This window comes from Pseudomonas sp. ZT5P21 (assembly GCF_054897785.1).
Genome location: NZ_CM142705.1, coordinates 1,288,777 through 1,305,949 on the forward strand (window position 1 = coordinate 1,288,777; position 17,173 = coordinate 1,305,949).

At 60.0% G+C, this 17,173-nt stretch carries 16 protein-coding genes; 7 read left to right on the top strand and 9 right to left on the bottom strand.

Annotated elements, in window-relative coordinates:
- Positions 1 to 66: 66 nt before the first annotated feature.
- The 4 genes from ACYZT9_RS05900 to norR form a co-directional block, all read right to left on the bottom strand.
- The gene (locus tag ACYZT9_RS05900) at positions 67 to 393 is read right to left on the bottom strand and encodes a hypothetical protein (RefSeq protein ID WP_462008964.1); all 327 of its coding nucleotides are present in this window, start codon (positions 391 to 393) and stop codon (positions 67 to 69) included.
- Between the two features lie 95 nt (positions 394 to 488).
- A complete protein-coding gene (locus ACYZT9_RS05905) occupies positions 489 to 947 on the bottom strand; it encodes a GNAT family N-acetyltransferase (RefSeq protein ID WP_462010162.1) in 459 nt (152 codons plus the stop codon).
- A 26-nt stretch (positions 948 to 973) separates the two neighbouring features.
- Positions 974 to 1,876 (bottom strand): chemotaxis protein CheV, encoded by a 903-nt coding sequence (locus ACYZT9_RS05910; RefSeq protein ID WP_145316602.1) that lies wholly within the window; start codon positions 1,874 to 1,876, stop codon positions 974 to 976.
- Between the two features lie 199 nt (positions 1,877 to 2,075).
- Positions 2,076 to 3,626, bottom strand: coding sequence for a nitric oxide reductase transcriptional regulator NorR (norR, locus tag ACYZT9_RS05915; RefSeq protein ID WP_462008965.1), 1,551 nt, complete (start codon positions 3,624 to 3,626; stop codon positions 2,076 to 2,078).
- Between the two features lie 156 nt (positions 3,627 to 3,782).
- Between norR and hmpA the strand changes: the two genes are divergently transcribed.
- Positions 3,783 to 4,964 carry an NO-inducible flavohemoprotein gene (gene hmpA, locus ACYZT9_RS05920; RefSeq protein WP_462008966.1) on the top strand — a complete coding sequence of 394 codons (1,182 nt, stop codon included), beginning with the start codon at positions 3,783 to 3,785 and terminating at the stop codon, positions 4,962 to 4,964.
- Positions 4,965 to 5,092: 128 nt separating this feature from the next.
- Here hmpA and ACYZT9_RS05925 read toward each other — a convergent pair whose 3' ends face one another.
- From ACYZT9_RS05925 to ACYZT9_RS05945, 5 genes are all read right to left on the bottom strand, one after another.
- Positions 5,093 to 5,719 carry a helix-turn-helix transcriptional regulator gene (locus tag ACYZT9_RS05925; protein WP_462008967.1) on the bottom strand — a complete coding sequence of 209 codons (627 nt, stop codon included), beginning with the start codon at positions 5,717 to 5,719 and terminating at the stop codon, positions 5,093 to 5,095.
- Between the two features lie 90 nt (positions 5,720 to 5,809).
- On the bottom strand, positions 5,810 to 6,937 hold the full coding sequence (locus ACYZT9_RS05930) for an NAD(P)/FAD-dependent oxidoreductase (RefSeq protein WP_462008968.1): 1,128 nt from the start codon (positions 6,935 to 6,937) through the stop codon (positions 5,810 to 5,812).
- 66 nt (positions 6,938 to 7,003) lie between these two features.
- Complete coding sequence (locus ACYZT9_RS05935; RefSeq protein ID WP_462008969.1) at positions 7,004 to 7,951, bottom strand: ornithine cyclodeaminase family protein; 948 nt, start codon at positions 7,949 to 7,951, stop codon at positions 7,004 to 7,006.
- Between the two features lie 141 nt (positions 7,952 to 8,092).
- Entirely contained in the window at positions 8,093 to 9,580 is a 1,488-nt protein-coding gene (gene rhlB / locus ACYZT9_RS05940) for an ATP-dependent RNA helicase RhlB (RefSeq protein ID WP_462008970.1), read from the bottom strand.
- Positions 9,581 to 9,671: 91 nt separating this feature from the next.
- Positions 9,672 to 10,328, bottom strand: a complete 657-nt coding sequence (locus ACYZT9_RS05945) for an alpha/beta hydrolase (RefSeq protein ID WP_462008971.1) — start codon at positions 10,326 to 10,328, stop codon at positions 9,672 to 9,674.
- A 468-nt stretch (positions 10,329 to 10,796) separates the two neighbouring features.
- Here ACYZT9_RS05945 and ACYZT9_RS05950 point away from each other — a divergent pair, with 468 nt between their 5' ends.
- The 6 genes from ACYZT9_RS05950 to ACYZT9_RS05975 all read left to right on the top strand — a co-directional run bounded on the left by ACYZT9_RS05950 (position 10,797) and on the right by ACYZT9_RS05975 (position 17,124).
- Positions 10,797 to 11,825: an amino acid ABC transporter substrate-binding protein gene (locus ACYZT9_RS05950; protein ID WP_462008972.1), complete on the top strand. Its 1,029-nt coding sequence runs from the start codon at positions 10,797 to 10,799 to the stop codon at positions 11,823 to 11,825.
- 65 nt (positions 11,826 to 11,890) lie between these two features.
- Positions 11,891 to 13,072 (top strand): amino acid ABC transporter permease, encoded by a 1,182-nt coding sequence (locus ACYZT9_RS05955; protein ID WP_462008973.1) that lies wholly within the window; start codon positions 11,891 to 11,893, stop codon positions 13,070 to 13,072.
- Positions 13,073 to 13,082: 10 nt separating this feature from the next.
- The gene (locus ACYZT9_RS05960; protein WP_462008974.1) at positions 13,083 to 14,180 is read left to right on the top strand and encodes an amino acid ABC transporter permease; all 1,098 of its coding nucleotides are present in this window, start codon (positions 13,083 to 13,085) and stop codon (positions 14,178 to 14,180) included.
- A gap of 10 nt (positions 14,181 to 14,190) precedes the next feature.
- Positions 14,191 to 14,955, top strand: coding sequence for an amino acid ABC transporter ATP-binding protein (locus ACYZT9_RS05965; RefSeq protein WP_462008975.1), 765 nt, complete (start codon positions 14,191 to 14,193; stop codon positions 14,953 to 14,955).
- Between the two features lie 233 nt (positions 14,956 to 15,188).
- The gene (locus ACYZT9_RS05970; RefSeq protein ID WP_462008976.1) at positions 15,189 to 15,848 is read left to right on the top strand and encodes a FadR/GntR family transcriptional regulator; all 660 of its coding nucleotides are present in this window, start codon (positions 15,189 to 15,191) and stop codon (positions 15,846 to 15,848) included.
- Complete coding sequence (locus ACYZT9_RS05975) at positions 15,838 to 17,124, top strand: CynX/NimT family MFS transporter (RefSeq protein ID WP_462008977.1); 1,287 nt, start codon at positions 15,838 to 15,840, stop codon at positions 17,122 to 17,124. The genes ACYZT9_RS05970 and ACYZT9_RS05975 overlap by 11 nt, the downstream gene beginning before the upstream one ends.
- Positions 17,125 to 17,173: the final 49 nt, after the last annotated feature.

Genomic DNA, 17,173 nt, shown 5'->3' on the forward strand with positions numbered 1-17,173 from the left:
GTCGGGGCCGAAAACGGCGACAGAATGCCACCGCGAAGGTCTGTGTCGAAGCAAGTTATGCGCCATTCATTGCGATTTGGCGGGTATGCGAATGGAGTCCCATTCGGTCACGTAGGCGGTTTTGCTTTTCTTGTTGTAGAGGCACAGCTCGGTGCCCTGTTGGCCTTTCATGTGTTTTTGCGGGTATTGACCTTGCAGTAGCACGGCGGTGTAGTCCACACGGTCATCGAACTGTGCGGCTTTGCCAATGGGGCTGGCGTTTTTCAAGCCGCTGGCCTTGGTGCAACTGGCGAGCATGGCTTTGTCGAAGGCGGCCCAGGCGTCGGGGCTGGAGGCGTGTGCTTGAGTGGCGAGGGCGGTGAGGCAGAGGTAGGCGAGGGTGGTGGATTTCATTGATCAGGCATCCTTGGGCAGTTGGTTGGCCTGGGTTTGGAGTATGCCTGACGGTTTTAGTTTGAATGTGTCGGCCCCATCGCGATGGCGATCTGTCAGGCTGGAACCGCTTCCCGGCGGACCACATACATCCCGGCACTTTCATACAACTGCTGCGCCCGAACGTTGTCCTCCAATACCTTCAAATCCACAAATCCTTCACGGCGCTGCTGAAACACCTTGAATGCATTCAACAGCAATGCCCGACCCAGCCCCTGACGCTGAGCGCGCGGGTGTACCACCAGATTCTTGATGTAGGCGCTGGTCCAGCACTGGCACACGCCGACGATGCCGTCGGCATCCAGAGCGATGAAGCACAGGGAAGGATCGTACTCGGGATCGGTTTCGAATCGCTGTTGCCAGATATCCAGCATCGGCACACGTCCACCCCCCTCTTGGGAGCCCAGTTCCATCAAACGATGAACGGCTTCTGCCAGTTCGGGCCGGTAATCGTGCAGGACAATGCCCTGAGGCCAGGTGATTGCCGGCGCAACCTCAGCCAGATTGCGCCGCATCAACAAACAAAAGGCCTTGGCCAAACTCAATGACCTTGTTCGGCGACCGCCTTGGCCGCTTCGATCAGGCATTTGGTCAGTTCCGGCGAGGAGAACTTGGTCAACACGGCGTTGGCGCCCGCAAGACGTGCCTTTTCGCTGTTCATCGCGCTGTCCAGCGAGGTGTGCAGGAGCACGTAAAGGTGCGAGAAATCCGGGGTTTCGCGCAGGGTGCGGGTGAAGGCATAGCCGTCCATCTCCGACATTTCGATGTCCGAGACGATCAGGTTGATTTGCTGTGCCGTGCCTTGCAGGTCCAGCAGGCAGTCGATGGCTTCCTTGGCACTGCGCGCGGTGTGGCATTGCAGGCCGAGATTGCGCAGGGTGTGCACCGACTGCTGCAAGGCTACCTGGCTGTCGTCGACTACCAGGATGCGCGCGTTTCCCAAGACTTCGGCGTCTTCCATGCTCAATTCGGTCGGGGCCATTTCGATCTGTGCCGGGGCGATGCCGTGGATGACTTTTTCGATGTCCAGCACCTGCACCAGCGTGCCGTCGACCGAGGTCACACCGGTGATGTACGAACGCACGCCGCCAGAGCCGAAGGGCGGCGGACGGATGTCGGTGGTCAGGCAGTGGACGATCTTGCTCACGGCCTGAACGTGCAGGCCTTGCTTGGAGCGGCTGACGTCGGTGACGATCAGACAACCACCGTTCGGGTCTTCCAGCGGCCGCTCGCCGATGGCGCGGCTGAGGTCGATCACCGACAGCGACGCGCCGCGCAGGGTGGCGATGCCTTTAACGTGGGGGTGCGACTCCGGCAGCTTGGTCAGCGGCGGGCAGGGGATGATTTCACTGACTTTGAGCAGGTTGATCGCCATCAGCTTGCCACTGCGCAAGGTAAACAGCAGAAGCGAAAGTGAGTCTGCGCGGGCTTTGGTGGAGGACATAAAAACCTTCTGTGGAAAAAGGTGATGGGCGAATGGACAGTCGCCAAAAGCTATCGATGCCGGGTTATCGACTTGAGGGGGGCAGGCTTTAGAAAATCCGGTGAATGGTATGACGCCATCGCGAGCAAGCTCGCTCCCACAGGGGATTTGTGAACGACACAAATCAAATGTGGGAGCGAGCTTGCTCGCGAAGGGACCGTCACTTCATGCCCAGTCTTTTGGCCATCCGCCCAAGATTTGCCCGATCCAAGCCTAGCTCACGCGCCGCGCTCGCCCAGTTATTGTGGTGCCGCTCCAGGCACGCGCCGATCAACTGGCGCTGATAACTTTCAGTCGCCTCGCGCAAATCCCCAGACACCAACGCCACCGTAGCCGCGACCGGATGCTCGGCGGCCATCTCAACGCTGCCAGTGGGCAGGTCCAGATCCGCCGCACTCAGGCTGAGAATCTTCGGCCGTTCCTTGCAATTACCCAGCGCTTTCAGCGCGCTTCGACCAATCAAGTGCTCCAGCTCTCGCACATTGCCCGGCCAGTCATACGCCAGCAATGCCGCTTGAGCATCACTGTCCAGGCGCAGGCTGTTGAGGCCCATGCGCGAGCGGTTCTGCTCCAGGAAGAAACCGCTGAGCAGCAGCACATCTCGCCCTCGAGCGCGCAGGGCCGGCACCAGCAACGGATAAACGCTTAAACGGTGATAGAAATCGGCACGGTAACGGCCCGCGCGCACTTCTTCGGCCAGGTCGCGATTGGTCGCTGCGATGAGCCGCACGTCGACCTGATGTTCCTTGTCCGACCCGAGTCGCTGCAGTTGGCCGCTTTGCAGCACGCGCAGCAATTTGGCTTGCACGGTCAGCGACAGTTCGCCGACTTCATCGAGAAACAGCGTGCCACCATTGGCCAGTTCGAACTTGCCTCGGCGGTCGCTGGTCGCCCCGGTAAAGGCCCCGCGCACATGGCCGAACAGTTCGCTTTCCACCAAGGTGTCCGGCAGCGCGGCACAGTTCAGGCTGATGATCGGCTTGTCGGCCCGCAGCGACGCAGCGTGAATGGCCTGGGCCACCAGCTCCTTGCCGACCCCGGTTTCGCCGGTGATCAGCACGGTCAGGTCACTGCCGCCCACCAGGCTGATCTCTTCCACCAGCCGTTTATGGGCCTTGCTCTGGCCGATCATCTCGCGGTTTTGCTGACCGCTGGCCTGACGGTACACCTCGGCGCGCTGGTGTTCGTCTTCGACACGATTGGCCAGTCGTTCGATGCGCTCAGCTGCATTGACTGTGGCGGCGGCGAGGCTGGCGAAGGCTTCCAGAGCGTCCAGTTCGATCGGTTCGAAACGCTCCGGGTCGAGCGCATCGAGGGTCAGCAAACCCCACGGGCGCTCGTCGATAAACAAGGGGCAGCCCATGCAGTCGTGGACTTCCAGATGTTGATGGAGGCCATCGACCAGCCCGTCGTAAGGATCAGGCAGGTTGCTGTCGGCGGCGAAGCGGGTCGGACCGGGGTTACTGAGCAGGGCTTCGAAGCGCGGGTGTTCGCTGACCTTGAAACGTCGGCCGAGGGTGTCGGTGCTCAAGCCGTCGACGGCCAGTGGCACCAGCCATTCGCCATCGAGGCGCAACAGTGCGGCGGCGTCGCAGGGGAGCAGGGCGCGCATGGCTTCGAGCAGGCGTCGATAGCGCTCGCCTTCGGGGAGTTCGCGGGACAGGTCGGAGACCAGAGGCAATAGAGCGGTTAGCAGGGATTTTGCAGTCATAGTGACTCCGTGTAGTCCAGATGACTATAAGTCAGGCTATGTCATTATGACTATTATGTTCTTAACCTATTGATTTTTAACGATTAAATACTTGGCATGGAAACTGATAAACATAGGGCAATCAGTTAGAAACCCAAGTAGCTCAGGAGTCACCTTATGCTTAGCGTTCAAGACCGTGCAATTGTCAAATCCACTGTGCCGTTGCTGGAGAGCGGTGGGGAAGCATTGATCACGCATTTCTACCGCATGATGCTCTCCGAATACCCGGAAGTCCGCCCGCTGTTCAACCAGGCCCACCAGGCCAGCGGTGATCAACCCCGCGCCCTGGCCAATGGCGTGTTGATGTATGCGCGGCACATCGATCAGCTCGACCAGTTGGGCGACCTGGTGGCCAAGATCATCAATAAGCACGTGGCCCTGCAAATTCTCCCGGAACACTATCCGATCGTCGGCAGCTGCCTGCTGCGTGCGATTTCCGAAGTGCTGGGCGACGAGATTGCCACGCCGCAAGTGATGAGCGCCTGGGGTGCGGCGTACGGTCAACTGGCCGAGATTCTGATCGGCGCTGAAACCAGCATTTACGACCAGAAAGAGCAGGCTCCGGGCGGCTGGCGCGGGGCGCGGGAATTCATCGTCACGGCCAAGGTCGAGGAAAGCGCAGAAATCATTTCGTTCTACTTCGAACCGGCTGACAAAGGTCAGATCCTCGCCGCAGAGCCCGGCCAGTACATCGGCATGAAACTGATCCTCGATGGCGAAGAGATCCGTCGTAACTATTCGCTGTCGGCCCTGGCGAACAAAGGCCAGTACCGCATCAGCGTCAAGCGTGAAAACGGTGGCCGCGCCTCGAACCATCTGCACGATCAACTGCATGTCGGCGCCAGCATTCAACTGTTCCCGCCATCGGGTGAGTTCACCCTGACCGACAGCGACAAACCGCTTGTGCTGATCAGCGGCGGTGTCGGTATCACTCCGACACTGGCCATGCTCGAGGCGGCGCTGGAAACCGAGCGGCCGGTGCATTTTATTCACTGCGCACGCAACGGCAGCGTTCATGCGTTTCGCGACTGGATTGATGGGTTGGCCGAGCGTCACCCGCAACTCAAGCGATTCTATTGCTACGACGAAGATGACGGCGTCAGCCCGGCGGCGCACAAGGTCGGGTTGTTGAGTCAGGAACAACTGGGCGAGTGGTTGCCGCAGCAGCGTGATTTGGATGCGTATTTCCTGGGGCCTAAAGGCTTCATGGCGGCGGTGAAGCGTCATCTGAAAGCGTTGGGTGTGCCGGAGAAGCAAAGCCGATACGAGTTCTTCGGGCCGGCTTCGGCATTGGAGTAACCGCTAAAGCGGGTGAACCTGTGGCGAGGGAGCTTGCTCCCGCTGGGCTGCGCAGCAGTCCCATCTTTGGGGCCGCTTCGCGACCCAGCGGGAGCAAGCTCCCTCGCCACAAAATTACTTAGCGTCCTTCAGCCCTTCAATTCCTTCAAATGCTTGTACACCGTCGCCCTTCCCATGTTCAGCACGTTCGCCACATAGTTGGAGGCGCTTTTGCCTTTGAAGGCGCCTTCGGCGTGCAGGGCCAGCACCAGTTCGCGTTTGTGGTCGCGGGTCAGCAGGTTCAGGCTCAGCTGACGTTCGCGCAGCCAGCCGTGGAGGAAGGTGTTGATCCGCTCCTGCCAGTCATCGCGAAACAGAGCATCCGGTTGCGGAATCAACTTGCTCGGCGACAGAAACAGGTCCAGTGCTGCCTTGGCAGTTTCGAACAGCGAAATATTCAGATTGATGCACAGCACAGCCAGCGGATGACCGTTGCTGTCGCGCAGGACGCTGCTCAGGCTGCGAATCTTCTGACCATCCCAATTGAGCTTTTCGTACGGACCGATGTTTCGTTCGCTGATGTCCTCGCTGAGCATGTCCTCCAGCGCCGAGTCGTCACCGACTTCCCGTTTCGACAGGTTGTTGGCGATGTAGTCGACCTTTTGTGTGCGCAGATCGTGCAGCACCACCTCGGCGTGGGGAAAGAACAACGTGGCGATGGCATCGGCGATCGCTCTAAAGTTGTCCAGAGCCGGGTCTTTTACAGGTGCGTTCATACAATGGAACTCCAGGCAGCGTCAGCGCCCTGCAAAAAGGGCGCTGGAAGTTTGCCGCAATCGTGTCGGCACGTCACCTGAGCGCGAAGGTCAGCCCAGGCGAGACGGGGAGAGCATCCCGGCATCCAGGCCGAAACGCGTGAGTTGCTCGGGCAAGGGTTCGCCACGCACCAGTGCGGCGCTGGCCTGGCCCATGGCGGGCGACGTCTGGATGCCATAACCGCCTTGCGCTGCCACCCAGAACAAGCCTGGCACCTGCAGATCGAAACCGGACAGCAAGTCGCCGTCGGCCACGAAGCTGCGCAGGCCGGCCCAGGTGCGGGTCGGACGGCGGATGGTCAGGGTGGTGGCTTCTTCGATCTGGTAAATGCCCATGGCGATGTCCAGTTCTTCGGGCTGCACGTCGTGCGGTTCCACCGGGTCGGCGTTGGCCGGCGAACCGAGGAACATGCCGGCGTCGGGCTTCATGTAGAACGATTCGTCGAGGCTGACCAGCATCGGCCAATGGTGGATGTCCACGCCTTCCAGTCCGGCGAAGATGAATGCGGCGCGACGCTTCGGTTGCAGGCCCAGCGGTCTGGCGCCGGCGAGTTCGCCGATCTTGTCGGCCCAGGCGCCGGCGGCGTTTATGATGACCGGGGCGCTGAAGGTCTGGCCATTGGTTTGAACGTGCCACACACCTTCGGCATCGCGGGTCAGGCTCAGGACTTCGCTGTCGGTGCGCACTTCACCTTTATTGCGCCGGATGCCGCGCAGATAACCCTGGTGCAAGGCGTCGGTGTCGATGTCGCTGGCGGTCGGGTCGTAGATCGCGCCGTGGACTTTTTCCCGGCGCAGGATCGGCAGACGCGCGCAGGCTTCGTCGGCGCTGAGCCGTTGCATTTCGGGCACCGTGGCTTTGGCACTGAGGTATTGATTGTTCAACTCGGCCGGGTCGCCGATGAAATCCACGGTCATCTCGCCGCGCGGGGTCAGCAGCGGGTGTTCGCAGAAACCGGCGGGCGGGGCGTCGAAGAAATCACGGCTGGCCTGGGTCAGTGCCCGGACTTGCGCAGTGCCATAAGCCGCGGTGAATAGCGCGGCCGAACGTCCGGTGGAGTGATAGGCCGGATGGGATTCGCGTTCGAGCACAATCACCCGGGCGTGCTGCGACAGCCAGAAGCCGGTGGAAGCGCCGGCAATCCCGCCGCCAATGATGATGAAGTCTGCCTGGCTCATGAATGTCTCCTGTCGAGCGCAAATGCCAATGGTGTCGGTGCCCCCCGTAGGAGCTGTCGAGTGATGTCAGGGGTGTAGTCGGTAAATGGCATTCGCCAGCGCGATGTCTTCCAGGCCCAGGCCGATTGAGCGGAAGAACACGTGACGGTCATAACGGGGGCGCCGGACTTTTTCGCTGAGCAGATCGGGCAGGTCGCCCACGATGGCGCTTTTGTCCCAGCCATGCTGTTCGCCGGCAATCAGCATTTCACCCGCCGAGCCCGGAGTGGTCAGACAATAGTCGCAGAACACCTGCATGTCATTGAGGCGCTGCGGGGGCACTTCGTGGGCGCGCGGGGCGTTGGTGCTGATGGAGGTGATCAACGCCGGTTTGCTCAGGCTGGCCGGGTCGATCACAGGTCCCGCGGAGGAAGTGCAGAGCATGATCACGTCAGCGTCCTCAACGGCCGCTTCGCGACTGTCGACGAGGGTCAGGCGTGGATGGAGGCTTTTGAGCTGTTTCAGTTCTTCCGCATTTTTACCGCTCAGACTCGGCGAATAGAGGTTGATGCTCTGCCAGTCACGCAGGCCCTTGACGTAGTGCAAGTGCGCTTGGGCAACCTTGCCACTGCCGATGATCGCCAGGCGTTGTGCCTTGAGCGGAGCGAGGGCATCGACCGCCACCGCCGTCGTTGCCGCAGTGCGGGCCGTAGTCAGTTCGTCGGCATCGCAGAGCAACAGCGGCTGACCGGTTTGCATCGACATCAGCAAGGTCCATGCGGTCACCAGCGGGCCGTGTTCGCGCACGATGTAGGGCGACGTCTTCACGCCGTAGACTCCGTCTTCGGCGAGCACACCCAGATAGTTGATGAAGTCACCGGCACCCTTGGGGAACTCCACCCGTTGCTGCGCCGGTTGCACCGCCTGCCCCGCAGCGAGATCGCGGAACAGTTTGCGCAGGATCTGCGGTACGTCGACCTGCGCCAACAGTTCGCGGGCCTGGGGTTGGGTGATCACGTACGGCGTGCTGGACATGGGCGGCTCCGGGAGCTGGGAGTAAACTAATTTGTCTATTATGGACTTTTAGTTATGGCGAGCAAGCACCTGATGTAAAAAAGCCGGGCGAAAAAAAAGCGCAGTCCGTTGCCGGCTGCGCCTCTTTATTGCGACCCGGTGCTACGGACGCTTGCGCTCAACGGCCCGCAGCAGATGCGTCGGTGGCGTTTCACAGCTGATTTTGCGGCCCAGCAGCGCTTCGATGGACGGTAGCTGGTAGGAGTCGTCTTCCCCGGCAAAACTGATGGACACACCGTCGGCACCGGCGCGACCGGTTCGGCCGATGCGGTGCACGTAGTCGTCCGGCACTTCCGGCAGGGTGAAGTTGATCACGTGGCTGATGCCGTCGATGTGAATACCGCGACCGGCCACATCGGTGGCCACCAACACGCGGATCTTGCCTTCGCGGAAACCTTCCAGTGTTTTGATGCGCTTGTGCTGGGGCACGTCGCCGGACAGTTGCGCGGCATTGACGCCATCGCGCACCAGGCGCTCTTCGATGCGCCGCACTTCATCCTTGCGGTTGGCGAAGACCATCACCCGCTCCCAACCGTTGTCGTTGATCAGGTTGTAGAGCAGTTTGTACTTGTCTGCACCGGCCACCGCATAGATGTGCTGCTCGACGTTTTCGCTGGCCACGTTCTGCGATTCGATCTCGACGATCGACGGGTCGGTGGTCCATTGCTTGGCGAGGTTCATCACGTCTTCGGTGAAGGTTGCGGAGAACAGCAGCGTCTGGCGCTCGTTCTTCGGCGGTGTCTGGCGAATGATCTGACGCACTTGCGGGATGAAACCCATGTCGAGCATGCGGTCGGCTTCGTCCAGAACCATGACTTCGACCATGTCCAGGTGCACGTCGCCGCGCTGGTTGAAATCGAGCAAGCGGCCCGGGGTCGCGACGAGGATGTCGCAATGACGTGCTTCGAGGTGCTTGAGCTGCTTGTCGAAGTCCATGCCGCCGACGAAGGTCATGACGTTGAGGCCGGTGTACTTGGTCAGGTCGGCGGCGTCCTTGGCGATCTGCACCACCAGCTCCCGGGTCGGCGCGATGATCAGTGCCCGTGGCTCACCCATGTAGCGCTCTTTCGGCGGCGGGGTTTGCAGCAACTGGGTGATGATTGAAATCAGGAACGCGGCGGTCTTGCCGGTGCCGGTCTGAGCGCGACCGATGGCGTCTTTGCCCGCGAGGGTAAAGCCCAGCACCTGAGCCTGGATCGGCGTGCAATAAGGGAAGCCGAGGTCCTGGATGGCGTGCATCAGTTCCGGGGCGAGTTTGAAATCATGGAACCGGGTTTTGCCTTCCTGGGGCTCGACGACGAAATCTTCGAGTTTCCACGGGATGACCGGCGCCTTTGGCTTGGGCTCGCGACGCGGCCGGACAGGTTTGGCCACTTCGCTTTTGGGGGCTTCGGCGGCAACAACCTCGACAGCGGGGATGGCTGGTGCGGGCTTAGGCGCGTGTTTCGGTGCCGCTACGGGTGCGGTCCGGCCAGGCTGCTTACCGTCGGTGCGGTGGCTGGGGGTGTGAGACGGAGCGCTGGAGACTGGCGCGAGCTGCTCAGTCTCGCTTTTACCGAACATTTTCTTGAGTGCTTTGAGCACGGTCATCTCATCAATAGGTTAAGTGCCGGCCAGTGTAATGCAAGAAACGGGCGCGGCGTAGTGGGAGGGATCAATGGGCTGTTTTTCGCCTGAACCGTTAACGCAAGCGTTCGGCGAGCCACACGCCGATGTCGCGAATCTCCTCGGGTAACACTTCGTGGCCCATTGGGTATTCCTGCCATGTCACGGTGACACCATGCTGCTTTAGATACTCGTAGGCGGTGCGACCCATGGCGTTTTGCACTACGTCATCGTACTGGCCGTGCAGCGACAGCACCGGAATGCGCTGTTGACTGGCGGAAAGCTCCAGTTCGTCACTGAAAGTCGGTGCATAAGTAGAGAGGGCAAGTACGCCACCCAACGGCCCCTGCCATTTCAGAAACGCGGTGTGTAACACCACGGCACCGCCTTGGGAAAAACCTGCCAGATAGATGCGCGAGGCGTCTATTCCGCCAGTCTTCTGCTCTTCAATCAAATCAATAACCCGCTGCGCCGAGGCATCCAGCTGCTCACGGCTGATCGCCCGCGCGGGGCTCATGGCCAATATGTCGTACCAGCTCGGCATTTCGTAACCGCCGTTGATGGTCACGGCGCGGGTCGGTGCTTGTGGCAGAACGAAGCGGGTGGTGAGCAGGCTTTCCTGCAAGGCTTCGGCCACAGGCAAGAAGTCATAGCGATCAGCGCCCAGGCCGTGCAGCCAGATAACGCAGGCGTCTGCGGGCTTGACGGGTTGAAGAATCAAGGGCTCGGTCATGGGTGCTCCAAATGTGTGCATGCGCTCTCATTGAGTGCGTGATCTGAGTGCGCGTCAGGTTGATCCGTTACGAAGATGTCGCAAGGCTACAAGTTTTGCTATTGACGTGTCGCCGAAAGGCTTTGGCGAGCGGTCTGGTACGGGCTTTGCTATAGGAATGCCTGTACGAAAATCCCACGCCTGTCGGTAACACTATCAGGCCATTGTTCGTGGTGGGATAGCAAAAAAATCCGGTGATGGATGTTCGCCAGTGGCCGCTACGGGCTTCGCGAACGTGAAAGGGCTACAGCCCGTTCGGCCGATTGGTGAGAAGTGAGTGGTCCATGATGTGGATTTTCTCCTACTAGACTCATAGCGCAGGTCCTACGTCGGTTGACCCTAAAAAAAGCCAACACGGGTCGACTACGCCTCATAAGGGTGCGACTGGACTCAAGCTCCGACACAACAAGAGCAAAACTGGAGGTTTGAATGAAGATGTTGAAATCCACCCTGGCCATCGTGACTGCAGCCGCAGTACTCGGTGTCAGCGGGTTCGCTCAGGCGGGTGCAACCCTGGATGCAGTGCAGAAGAAAGGTTTCGTACAGTGCGGCGTCAGTGATGGCCTGCCGGGTTTTTCGGTTCCGGACTCCACTGGCAAGATCATCGGCATCGATGCTGACGTCTGCCGCGCTGTGGCCGCTGCCGTATTCGGCGACGCGACCAAGGTCAAGTTCAGCCAGTTGAACGCCAAAGAGCGCTTCACCGCGCTGCAGTCCGGCGAAATCGACGTGCTGTCGCGTAACACCACCTGGACCAGCTCCCGCGATTCGGGCATGGGCCTGGTGTTTGCCGGCGTGACTTACTACGACGGCATCGGCTTCCTGGTGAACAACAAGCTGGGCGTGAAAAGCGCTAAAGAGCTCGACGGCGCCACCATCTGCATTCAAGCCGGTACCACCACCGAGCTGAACGTTTCCGACTACTTCCGTGGCAACGGTCTGAAATACACCCCGATCACTTTCGACACCTCCGATGAAAGCGCCAAGTCGCTGGAATCCGGTCGTTGCGACGTGCTGACCTCCGACAAATCCCAGCTCTACGCACAACGCAGCAAGCTGGCGACCCCGACCGACTACGTCGTTCTGCCGGAAACCATCTCCAAGGAGCCTCTGGGCCCGGTCGTGCGTAAAGGCGACGAAGAGTGGTTCAGCATCGTGAAGTGGACCTTGTTCGCCATGGTCAACGCTGAAGAAATGGGTATCACCCAGAAGAACGTTGAAGCGGAAGCCAAAGCCACCAAGAACCCGGACGTCGCTCGTCTGCTGGGCGCTGATGGTGAATACGGCAAAGACCTGAAAGTGAAGAAAGACTGGGTCGTGCAGATCGTCAAGCAAGTAGGCAACTACGGTGAAGTGTTCGAGAAAAACCTCGGCAAGAGCACTCCGCTGGCCATCGACCGCGGGCTGAACGCTCTGTGGAATAACGGCGGCATTCAATACGCACCACCAGTGCGCTGATGGTTCTATCACCCGGTGGGCCAACCGCCGGGTGATGTTCTGTTCCATTACATCCGGGGCACTTCATGCAAAATTCAATCGGCGCACCAAAGCAGAGGCTCAGCCTCAGCGATCCCAAAGTGCGTGCGTGGCTATTTCAGATCATCACCATTGTGGCGGTGGTCTCGATGGGCTGGTACCTGTTCGACAACACGCAGACCAACCTTCAACACCGGGGCATCACCTCCGGTTTCAGCTTTCTGGAGCGCAGTGCCGGTTTCGGTATCGCTCAACACCTGATCGACTACACCGAATCGGACAGCTATGCCCGGGTGTTTGTCATCGGCCTGCTCAACACGCTGCTGGTGACCTTCATCGGCGTGATCCTGGCGACCATCCTCGGGTTCATCGTCGGCGTGTCACGGCTGTCGAAAAACTGGATCATCGCCAAGTTGGCGACTGTTTATGTGGAAGTCTTCCGCAACATTCCGCCACTGCTGCAAATCCTGTTCTGGTACTTCGCGGTGTTCCTGACCATGCCGGGGCCACGCAACAGCCATAACTTCGGCGACACCTTCTTCGTCAGCAGCCGCGGCCTGAACATGCCGGCCGCGTTGACGGCGGACGGTTTCTGGCCGTTTGTGGCCAGCGTCGTCGTGGCCATCGTCGCCATCGTGCTGATGTGCCGCTGGGCCAACAAGCGTTTCGAAGCCACTGGCGTTCCGTTCCGCAAGTTCTGGACCGGCCTGGCGATGTTCCTGGTGATCCCTGCGCTGTGCGCGCTGATCTTCGGCACGCCCGTGCACTGGGAAATGCCCAAGCTGCAAGGCTTCAACTTTGTTGGCGGTTGGGTGCTGATTCCGGAATTGCTGGCGCTGACCCTGGCCCTGACCGTGTACACCGCGGCGTTCATCGCCGAGATCGTGCGTTCGGGCATCAAGTCGGTCAGCCACGGCCAGACCGAAGCGGCGCACTCCCTCGGCCTGCGCAACGGTCCGACCCTGCGCAAGGTGATCATCCCGCAAGCCCTGCGCGTGATCATTCCACCGTTGACCAGCCAGTACCTGAACCTGGCGAAAAACTCTTCGCTGGCGGCCGGTATCGGTTATCCGGAAATGGTCTCGTTGTTTGCCGGTACGGTGCTGAACCAGACCGGGCAGGCGATCGAGGTGATTGCGATCACCATGAGCGTGTACCTGGCGATCAGTATCAGCATTTCCCTGCTGATGAACTGGTACAACAAGCGCATTGCGCTGATCGAGCGGTAAGGAAAAGCGCATGAGTACTCATACTTTCAAACCTGACATGCCGCCACCGAGCAAAGTCTTCGGGCCGGTGGCGTGGATGCGCGCGAACATGTTCTCCAGCTGGCTCAACACCCTGTTGACGCTGTTCGCGTTCTATCTGATTTACCTGGTGGTTCCGCCGATTCTGGAATGGGCGATCATTGACGCCAACTGGGTCGGCACCAGCCAGGCCGACTGCACCAAGGAAGGCGCCTGCTGGGTCTTCATCCAGCAGCGCTTCGGCCAGTTCATGTATGGCTACTACCCGGTGGATCTGCGCTGGCGCGTGGACCTGACCGTGTGGCTGGCGGTCATTGGCGTGGCGCCGTTGTTCATTTCGCGCTTCCCGCGTAAAGCGGTGTACGGGCTGAGCTTCCTGGTGGTGTATCCGATCGTTGCCTGGTGCCTGCTGCACGGCGGTGTTTTCGGCTTGACCCAAGTGGCGACCAGTCAATGGGGCGGTCTGATGCTGACCCTGGTGATCGCCACCGTCGGTATTGCCGGTGCGTTGCCGCTGGGTATCGTCCTGGCGCTGGGCCGTCGTTCGAACATGCCGGCGATTCGGGTGGTCTGCGTGACCTTCATCGAGTTCTGGCGCGGCGTGCCGTTGATCACGGTGCTGTTCATGTCTTCGGTGATGCTGCCGTTGTTCCTGCCTGAAGGCATGAACTTCGACAAACTGCTGCGAGCGCTGATCGGCGTGATCCTGTTCCAGTCGGCCTACGTCGCCGAAGTGGTGCGCGGTGGTCTGCAAGCGATTCCCAAAGGTCAGTACGAAGCGGCTGCCGCGATGGGCCTCGGTTACTGGCGCAGCATGGGCCTGGTGATTCTGCCGCAAGCCCTGAAAATGGTAATCCCCGGCATCGTCAACACCTTTATTGCGCTGTTCAAGGATACGAGCCTGGTGATCATCATCGGCCTGTTCGACTTGCTCAACAGCGTCAAACAAGCCGCCGCCGACCCGAAATGGTTGGGCATGGCCACTGAAGGCTATGTATTCGCGGCCCTGGTGTTCTGGATTTTCTGTTTTGGTATGTCCCGCTATTCCATGCATTTGGAACGTAAGCTGGACACTGGCCACAAGCGTTAGGAGTTGAGTCATGAGCGAAGCGATCAAACAGCCTGTGAGCCCTGAAGGCATTATTCAAATGCAGGGCGTCAACAAGTGGTACGGCCAGTTCCATGTATTGAAAGACATCAACCTGAATGTCAAACAGGGCGAGCGTATCGTCCTGTGCGGTCCGTCGGGTTCCGGCAAATCGACCACCATCCGTTGCCTCAACCGTCTGGAAGAACACCAGCAGGGCCGCATCGTGGTCGATGGCGTGGAGCTGACCAACGACCTCAAACAGATCGAAACGGTCCGTCGTGAAGTCGGCATGGTGTTCCAGCACTTCAACCTGTTCCCGCACCTGACCATCCTGCAGAATTGCACACTGGCGCCGATGTGGGTGCGCAAGATGCCGAAACGCCAGGCTGAAGAAATCGCTATGCATTATCTGGAGCGCGTACGCATTCCGGAGCAGGCGCATAAATTCCCGGGGCAACTGTCCGGCGGTCAGCAGCAGCGTGTGGCGATTGCCCGTGCACTGTGCATGAAACCGAAAATCATGCTGTTCGACGAACCGACTTCGGCACTCGACCCCGAGATGGTGAAAGAGGTGTTGGACACCATGATCGGCCTGGCTGAAGACGGCATGACCATGCTCTGCGTGACCCACGAAATGGGCTTCGCCCGCACCGTGGCCAACCGCGTGATCTTCATGGACAAAGGCGAAATCGTCGAACAGGCTGCGCCGAACGACTTCTTTGATAATCCGCAGAATGAGCGGACCAAGTTGTTCTTGAGCCAGATTCTGCATTGATCCAAGCCAGGCAATGAAATAAACCCGGACAATGTTCCGGGTTTATTTTTGCCCGAAGAAATACACCACCCTTGTAGGATTGCGGTGTATCAGTCGATATCTCTGTTGAATGTGAGACTGCCATCGCCAGCCAGCTGGCTCCTACTCGCTGAGTGTCAGGGGTTGTCCTGTCGGACGAAGCTGACTAACATGTCAGAAAATTCATCCTATGATTGGATGAAAGGGCGAGTTCTATGTCAGACATTTCTCCACTAATTAAGCGATCCTTGGTCGATCAGGCCCTTGAGCAGTTACGTCAGCGCATCAATCAAGGGGTGTGGAAGGTCGGTCAACGCCTGCCCACCGAGCCCGAGTTGTCCGCCGAGCTGGGCATCAGCCGCAACACCGTGCGCGAAGCTATGCGCGTATTGGCGTTTTCCGGGTTGATCGAAATCCGTCAGGGCGACGGCAGTTATTTGCGGGCGGTGATTGATCCGCTGGACACCCTGAAAGCGTTGTCCCGCTGTTCGCTGGAGCAGGCGCGGGAGACGCGGCACATCCTTGAAGTCGAAGCGATCGGTCTTGCTGCGTTACGGCGGACCGACGAGGACCTGGTGGCATTGCGCGAAGCGCTTAACGTCAGTGGCGGTCACTACCACGGTGATCTCGACACTTACATCGCCTGCGACCTGGTGTTCCACCGTCGTTTGGTCGACGCGGCACACAACCCGACGCTCAGCGAGCTGTATCGCTATTTCTCCAGCGTCATCGGCGCGCAATTGCGCCAAACGCTGAACATCACCCCGCGCCGCCAGGAAGTGTTCGACCTGCACATCGAACTGCTCGATGCCGTCGAACAACGCGACCCGGAACGGGCCAAAGCCTTGTCGAGACAATTGATCAATGAACCTTGAAACCGAAAACGCCGTGTCCAGTCACAAGCGCACAGCAGAGCTTGAAGAGCTGCTGATCGACGCCGAGGCCGATGACGAACAGGTCCAGCAAAGTCACCCGATCCTGCGTCGCCCGTGGTTGCTGTTACTCGGCTTGATCCTGGTCGCACTGAACCTGCGCCCGGCGCTGTCGAGCATGGCGCCGATGCTCAGCGAGGTCTCGAAAAGCCTCGGATTATCGGCGGCGCACGCCGGTTTGCTGACCACATTGCCGGTGCTGTGCCTCGGCCTGTTCGCGCCACTGGCACCGATTCTGGCACGACGTTTTGGCGCTGAACGCGTGGTGCTGGGCATCCTCCTGACGCTGGCTGGCGGGATCATTCTGCGCAGTTCGTTCGGTGAAATCGGCCTGTTTGCCGGCAGCGTGCTGGCAGGCGCGAGTATCGGCGTGATCGGCGTGTTGTTGCCCGGCATCGTCAAACGCGACTTCGCCAAGCACGCCGGCGCCATGACCGGCGTCTACACCATGGCGCTGTGCCTGGGCGCAGCGATGGCGGCCGGCGCGACGGTGCCGTTGAGCGAACACTTCGACAAAAGCTGGGCCCTGGGCCTCGGTTTCTGGGTCATTCCGGCACTGGTCGCGGCCATGTTCTGGTTGCCGCAAGTCGGCCAGAAACACGGTGCACACAACGTTGCCTACCGGGTTCGCGGGCTGCTGCGTGATCCACTGGCCTGGCAAGTGACCTTGTACATGGGCCTGCAATCGTCCTTGGCGTACATCGTGTTCGGCTGGTTGCCGTCGATCCTTATCGGTCGCGGGTTGACACCAACCCAGGCCGGTCTGGTGCTCTCGGGCTCAGTGATCATCCAACTCGCCAGCTCACTCGCGGCACCGTGGCTGGCCACGCGCGGCAAGGATCAGCGCCTGGCGATCGTGATCGTCATGGCGCTGACGCTCGGCGGCCTGTTCGGCTGCCTTTATGCACCGATAGAAGGCCTGTGGGGTTGGGCGATTCTGCTCGGTCTGGGGCAGGGCGGTACGTTCAGCCTGGCATTGACTCTCATCGTTCTACGCTCGCGGGACTCGCACGTCGCGGCGAACCTTTCGAGCATGGCCCAAGGCTTCGGTTACACCCTGGCATCCATGGGGCCGTTCGCGGTCGGCATCGTGCACGACTGGACCGGCGGCTGGAACGCCGTTGGCTGGATCTTCGCCGTGATCGGTCTTGGCGCGATCATCGCCGGCCTCGGTGCCGGGCGAGCCCAGTACGTACAGGTGCAAAGCGAAAAAATCTGAAACGCTGCATCACTGGTATTCGGCCCACGAATGCCAGTGGTCCTGCGTG

What these genes read in the sequence shown, in the direction of transcription:
- ACYZT9_RS05900 (WP_462008964.1), bottom strand. Translation starts at nt 393, where the DNA reads ATGAAATCCACCACCCTCGCCTACCTCTGCCTCACCGCCCTCGCCACT.
- ACYZT9_RS05965 (WP_462008975.1), top strand. Translation starts at nt 14,191, where the DNA reads ATGAGCGAAGCGATCAAACAGCCTGTGAGCCCTGAAGGCATTATTCAA.
- ACYZT9_RS05975 (WP_462008977.1), top strand. Translation starts at nt 15,838, where the DNA reads ATGAACCTTGAAACCGAAAACGCCGTGTCCAGTCACAAGCGCACAGCA.
- ACYZT9_RS05960 (WP_462008974.1), top strand. Translation starts at nt 13,083, where the DNA reads ATGAGTACTCATACTTTCAAACCTGACATGCCGCCACCGAGCAAAGTC.
- ACYZT9_RS05935 (WP_462008969.1), bottom strand. Translation starts at nt 7,951, where the DNA reads ATGTCCAGCACGCCGTACGTGATCACCCAACCCCAGGCCCGCGAACTG.
- ACYZT9_RS05955 (WP_462008973.1), top strand. Translation starts at nt 11,891, where the DNA reads ATGCAAAATTCAATCGGCGCACCAAAGCAGAGGCTCAGCCTCAGCGAT.
- ACYZT9_RS05910 (WP_145316602.1), bottom strand. Translation starts at nt 1,876, where the DNA reads ATGTCCTCCACCAAAGCCCGCGCAGACTCACTTTCGCTTCTGCTGTTT.
- ACYZT9_RS05950 (WP_462008972.1), top strand. Translation starts at nt 10,797, where the DNA reads ATGAAGATGTTGAAATCCACCCTGGCCATCGTGACTGCAGCCGCAGTA.
- ACYZT9_RS05945 (WP_462008971.1), bottom strand. Translation starts at nt 10,328, where the DNA reads ATGACCGAGCCCTTGATTCTTCAACCCGTCAAGCCCGCAGACGCCTGC.
- hmpA (WP_462008966.1), top strand. Translation starts at nt 3,783, where the DNA reads ATGCTTAGCGTTCAAGACCGTGCAATTGTCAAATCCACTGTGCCGTTG.
- rhlB (WP_462008970.1), bottom strand. Translation starts at nt 9,580, where the DNA reads ATGACCGTGCTCAAAGCACTCAAGAAAATGTTCGGTAAAAGCGAGACT.
- norR (WP_462008965.1), bottom strand. Translation starts at nt 3,626, where the DNA reads ATGACTGCAAAATCCCTGCTAACCGCTCTATTGCCTCTGGTCTCCGAC.
- ACYZT9_RS05970 (WP_462008976.1), top strand. Translation starts at nt 15,189, where the DNA reads ATGTCAGACATTTCTCCACTAATTAAGCGATCCTTGGTCGATCAGGCC.
- ACYZT9_RS05930 (WP_462008968.1), bottom strand. Translation starts at nt 6,937, where the DNA reads ATGAGCCAGGCAGACTTCATCATCATTGGCGGCGGGATTGCCGGCGCT.
- ACYZT9_RS05925 (WP_462008967.1), bottom strand. Translation starts at nt 5,719, where the DNA reads ATGAACGCACCTGTAAAAGACCCGGCTCTGGACAACTTTAGAGCGATC.
- ACYZT9_RS05905 (WP_462010162.1), bottom strand. Translation starts at nt 947, where the DNA reads ATGCGGCGCAATCTGGCTGAGGTTGCGCCGGCAATCACCTGGCCTCAG.